2 protein-coding genes are annotated in these 1,886 nt (G+C 77.7%); both read left to right on the forward strand.

The features are described from left to right. Window positions 1-82 precede the first annotated feature (82 nt). Complete coding sequence (locus tag HCN56_RS25330) at window positions 83-880, forward strand: ABC transporter permease (RefSeq protein ID WP_167974953.1); 798 nt, start codon at window positions 83-85, stop codon at window positions 878-880. Window positions 881-1,026: 146 nt separating this feature from the next. Next, on the forward strand, window positions 1,027-1,886 hold an 860-nt coding region (locus HCN56_RS25335; protein ID WP_312871448.1), incomplete at its 3' end, for an alpha/beta fold hydrolase.

Consider the following 1,886-nt stretch of genomic DNA (forward strand, 5'->3'; position numbering starts at 1 on the left):
CCGCCGGGGCACCGGCGCGTCGCGGCCCCGGCGGCCGGGCGCGCCGCCCCGCGGCGGCTCGCCACCCCGGTAGCGTGTTCCGGTGACCTCCGCCGCGCCCGAGCCGCTGGTCCCCGTCGGTCCGACCCTCGCCGTGGTCGTCGCCGTGCTCCTGCTGGTGGCGGCGCTGGTGGTCGCCCTCGGCCGACTCGCGCCGGACGGCGGCCGCGGCACCGGCCGCGACGTGCTGCTCGCCGGCGGCCGGGCCGCGCTGCAACTCGCCGCCGTGTCCGTCGTCATCACCGCCGTGGTCGGCTCGCTGCCGTACCTGCTGGCCTTCCTGGCCCTGATGCTGCTGGTCGCCGTCCGCACCGCCGGCCGCCGCGTCACCGACAACGCCACCTGGTGGTGGGCGGGTCTCCCGATCTGCTGCGGCGTGCTCCCCGTCGTCGGTCTGCTGCTTCTCTCCGGTCTGGTGCCGCCGCGGGGTATCGCGCTGGTGCCCGTCGTGGGCATCCTGCTCGGCGGTTCGCTCACCGCCACGGTCCTCGCGGGCCGCCGCGTCCTGGACGAACTGCACCGTCGTCACGGCGAGGTGGAGGCGGGGCTCGCCCTGGGGCTGACCCTGCGCGAGGCCCGGATGGAGGTGGGGCGGCCGGTCGCCTCGGAGGCGCTGCTCCCGGGGCTGGACCAGACGCGGACGGTCGGACTGGTCACTCTCCCCGGCGCCTTCGTCGGCATGCTGCTGGCCGGTGCCTCCGTGGTGGCGGCCGGCGCCGTGCAGCTCTTCGTCCTCGTCGCGCTCCTGGCGGTGCAGGCGGTGTCGGTGGTGGTGGTGCTGGAACTGCTGGTGCGCGGCGTGCTGCACCGGGACGGCGCTCCGGCCGGGCCGGCGCGCTGACCCGAGCCGCCGGAACGGCCGTCCGGAAACCCGGTGGCGTGCCGGCGGCGCCGCGCGGTGGGATGGCGGTGCCCTCCGTCCGGTGCGCACCACCTCACCTCCTCGCGCGTCGTCACGGTTCCGCCCGTACCCGTCGAGGAGCCGCCGTGCCCGTCACCTTCCGCCTCACCCGGTCCGACGGGAGGACCCTGGTGGTGACCGACCAGGGGGGAGCGGGGCGGCCGCTGCTGGCGCTGCACGGCACCTTCGGGCGCGGCGCCGTCTTCGACCGGCTGGCGGCCGACCTCGCGGGGACGGCCCGGGTGGTCGCTCCCGACCAGCGCGGCCACGGCCGCAGCGACAGCGCCGAGCGCCACGACCGCGCCTCTTACGTGGCCGACGCGGCGGCGGTGGTACGGGCGTTGGACGTGGGGCCGGTGGTGGTCCTCGGGCACTCGCTGGGCGGCATCACCGCCTACCAGCTCGCCGCCCGCCATCCGGAACTCGTCGCCGGCCTGGTGGTGGAGGACGTCGGCCCGCTGATGCGGCGCCCGGAGATCGCCCACCCCGTGCTCGACGTCCGGGGGTGGCCGCGCTCTGCACCCACCCGCGGTGAACTCGCCGCCCGGATCGAGGCGGCCGGTGTGCCGGACGCCGGGTACTTCCTGCTCAGCGCCGTCGACCGCGACGGCGCCGTGGAACTCCTCTTCGACTGGGAGGAGATGACCGCCGTCCAGCAGGGCGGCTGCGGCGACTGGTGGGCCGACTGGCTCGGCTCCGCCTGCCCCGCCCTCGTGCTCCGCGGCGAACACAGCACGCTGCTTCCCGCCGGCCTGGCGGCACGCATGACCGGGCGTCGCCCCGGCGCCGTGCTGCGGACCGTCGCCGGCGCCGGCCACTGGGTGCACGACGACGCCCCCGAGGAGGTCGCGGAGGCCGTCGCCGCGTTCCTCGCGGCCCTGCCGCCGGACGGCCCGGCCCACCCGGCCGCCGGGCGCGGCCTGGCCGCCGCCGACTACGACGAGCA

It is taken from the genome of Streptomyces lonarensis (assembly GCF_012033735.1).
GTDB classification, from domain to species: Bacteria; Actinomycetota; Actinomycetes; order Streptomycetales; family Streptomycetaceae; genus Streptomyces; species Streptomyces lonarensis.